Consider the following 3,031-nt stretch of genomic DNA (forward strand, 5'->3'; position numbering starts at 1 on the left):
AGCCCGGCCGGCTCGGCCGACGTGTCATTGCCGGGTCAGCGGCACGGCTCCCCCGCGCCCGCCCGGGCCAGCGCCACGGTTCCGAGCGGCAGCCGGGGCACGGCCGGCACCCTGGGCAGCCCGGATCCTCGGGAGAGCACGCCCGGCGTCTACCGGTCCGCGCCGGTGGGCACCGAGCCGGAGCCGGCCCCGACGCCCTCGACTCCGGAGCCGGAGCCCGCCCCACCCGGCCCCGGGCCGACGCAGCCGCCGCCACCCGAGCCGGAGCCCGCACCGGCCCCGGGTCCGTACCCGCCCGGGCCGACGCCGACGCCGAACCCCCGCCCAACGCCGCCGCCCGGTCCGGTTCCGCCCGTTCCGGGCCCGCCCATCCCGCCGCCCTCGCCGGTGCCGCCCATTCCCGGCCCGCCGTCGCCGCCCGTCCCGAGCCCGCCGCTGCCGCCACCCGGTCCGCCGGTGCCGGCACCGCCAGCCCCGCCCGGCCCGATGCCGGCACCGCCGTTTCCGCCGCCACCGGCGATGACCGACACGCCCGGCGTACGGGCCACCGCGTCGGTCTCCGCACCGCCATCCGGGTGGTCACCCACCGGTGGGGCGACCCGCCCGATGTCCGCCGGCGGATGGGCCCCGCCGGCCGCCTCCGCACCGCCGGTCGTGCACACGCCAGCCGCCTCCGCACCGCCGGTGGTTCCCGCGCCAGCGCTGCCGAGTTGGCCACCGTCGACCGCCGGGGCTCCGTCGTCGACCCGGAACAGCACCGTGAACTCCCGGACGACCGCGCCGCCGAGCGGCCCTCCGGCCGGTTCCGCCGGACGGGTTACGGCCGGCACCCGTGGTGTGCGGCACGACGGCGGCTCCGACCTGGCCGGCACCGTCTACGGCAACGGCGAGGGGGCCGGATTCACCACTGTCGCGATACCCGCCAACGCGGTGGAGACCTCCGGCTCGTTGACCGGGCACATCCTGGCCCAGGGCTGGTCCGACACGCCGACCGAACGGTCCAGCAACGCCCGGGTGATGATCGTCCTGGCCGCCGCTCTGGGGCTGCTGGTGGCGATCAGCGTCGCGGTCGTCCTGCTCGCCGGCGACGCCCTGGACGGTCTGGTGGGCAGCGTGCTCAACGGGTGAGCCAGCGAGCGCCAGCGATGGTGAGTCCGCCCACTACGGTCGGACAACCGGCTGGCGGCTTCGCCGGACCGCCGTACACTGGGTGAGATCACTGACCCGGCGCGCGTGGTGTGCGCCCCTGGGCGATCTTGCGGGCGATCCGGCGGCACAGCCGCGGCAGGCCATCGCGAAGATGCGCCCCGCTCGAAAGGTTTTTGTTGACCACCTCTGCTGACCCCAGCACCGTTACGTCCGTTTTCAACTCAGTCCCGGCGGCCGACACCGCACGGGAGCAGCTCGACGTCGCTCCGGGCGAGGCCGCCACCCCGCAGGCCGAGCCCGTGCCGACGGAGACCGCCGACCCGATCAGTTTCACTACCCTCGGCCTGCCCGACCCGCTGGTCCGCGCACTGGCGCAGCAGGGCATCACCAGCCCGTTCGAGATCCAGCGGGCCACCCTTCCGGACGCGCTCGCCGGCCGCGACGTGCTGGGTCGGGGGCAGACCGGTTCCGGCAAGACGCTCGCCTTCGGCCTGCCGATGATCGCTCGGCTGGCCGACCGCAACCGGGCCCGGCCGATGCGCCCGCGCGCCCTGGTGCTGGTGCCCACCCGAGAGCTGGCCATGCAGGTCAACGACGCTCTGGTGCCGCTGGGCAAGGCCGTCGGCATCTTCCTCAAGACCGCCGTCGGCGGCGTTCCGTACGACCGTCAGATCGACGCGCTGCGTCGCGGTGTGGAGATCATCGTGGCCACCCCGGGGCGGCTCGGCGACCTCATCGAGCGGGGCATCTGCCAGCTCGACGACGTCGAGGTCACGGTGCTCGACGAGGCCGACCAGATGGCCGACATGGGCTTCCTGCCCGAGGTGACCGAGCTGCTGGCGAAGACGCCGGCGAACGGTCAGCGGCTGCTCTTCTCGGCCACCCTGGACGGTGACGTCGACGCGTTGGTCAAGCGGTTCATGACCGACCCGGTCACCCACTCCACCGCGCCGTCCACCGCCTCGGTGTCCACCATGGACCACCACATGCTGTTGATCCCGCCGCACGAGAAGTTCCCGGTGGCGGCCTCGATCGCCGCCCGGGACGGCCGGACGATGGTCTTCGCCCGTACCCAGCTCGGGGTGGACCGGCTGGTCGAGCAGCTCGCGGCCGTCGGCGTACGCGCCGGTGGGCTGCACGGCGGCAAGACCCAGCGGATGCGCACCAAGACGCTTGCCGAGTTCCGCGAGGGCCGGATGAACGTGCTGGTCGCCACGGACGTGGCGGCCCGGGGCATCCACGTCGACGGAGTCACCCTGGTGCTGCACGTCGACCCGCCGAAGGACCCGAAGGACTACCTGCACCGCGCGGGTCGTACCGCCCGGGCCGGCGAGTCTGGTGCGGTCGCCACGTTGGTGCTGCCGAAGCAGCGCCGTACCACCCTGGCGATGATGGAGAAGGCCGGCGTCGCGCCGGCCGAGACCCGGGTCCGGGTCGGTGACGCGGCGTTGGCCGAGCTGGTCGGCGCCCGCGAGCCCAGTGGCGTCCCGGTCCGCGTCGAGGCGGAGCCCCGGGGTTACGGCGACCGCTCCGGCGGCCCGCGGCGGTTGGACGACCGGGCCGGCGGCCCGCGTCGGTTCGGTGACCGCTCGGGCGGCGAGCGTCGCTACGGCGACCGCCCGCAGGGCGACCGCCGCTACGGCGACCGGCCCACCAGCGAGCGCCGCTTCGGCGACCGGGCCCAGGGCGACCGCCCGCAGGGCGACCGGGGCTACGGCGACCGCCCGCAGGGCGACCGCCGCTACGGCGACCGGCCCACCAGCGAGCGGCGCTTCGGCGACCGCCCGCAGGGTGACCGTGGCTACGGCGACCGGCCGCAGGGTGACCGACGCTTCGGCGACCGGCCCACCGGCGAGCGCCGCTTCGGCGACCGGGCCCAGGG

At 75.7% G+C, this 3,031-nt stretch carries 3 protein-coding genes; 2 read left to right on the forward strand and 1 reads right to left on the reverse strand.

What is annotated here, in order from left to right:
* Positions 1-149 precede the first annotated feature (149 nt).
* Positions 150-830 carry a hypothetical protein gene (locus KBX53_RS37025; protein WP_210862469.1) on the reverse strand — a complete coding sequence of 227 codons (681 nt, stop codon included), beginning with the start codon at positions 828-830 and terminating at the stop codon, positions 150-152.
* 7 nt (positions 831-837) lie between these two features.
* On the opposite strand from KBX53_RS37025, the gene KBX53_RS27725 reads away from it, so the two are divergent.
* A complete protein-coding gene (locus KBX53_RS27725) occupies positions 838-1,128 on the forward strand; it encodes a hypothetical protein (RefSeq protein WP_209444582.1) in 291 nt (96 codons plus the stop codon).
* A 320-nt stretch (positions 1,129-1,448) separates the two neighbouring features.
* Positions 1,449-3,031 (forward strand): DEAD/DEAH box helicase (locus KBX53_RS27730; protein WP_309140870.1); only part of this gene is annotated, 1,583 nt, incomplete at its 3' end.

The organism is Micromonospora sp. M51 (genome assembly GCF_018070305.1).
In the GTDB taxonomy this organism is placed as follows: Bacteria; Actinomycetota; Actinomycetes; order Mycobacteriales; family Micromonosporaceae; genus Micromonospora; species Micromonospora parva.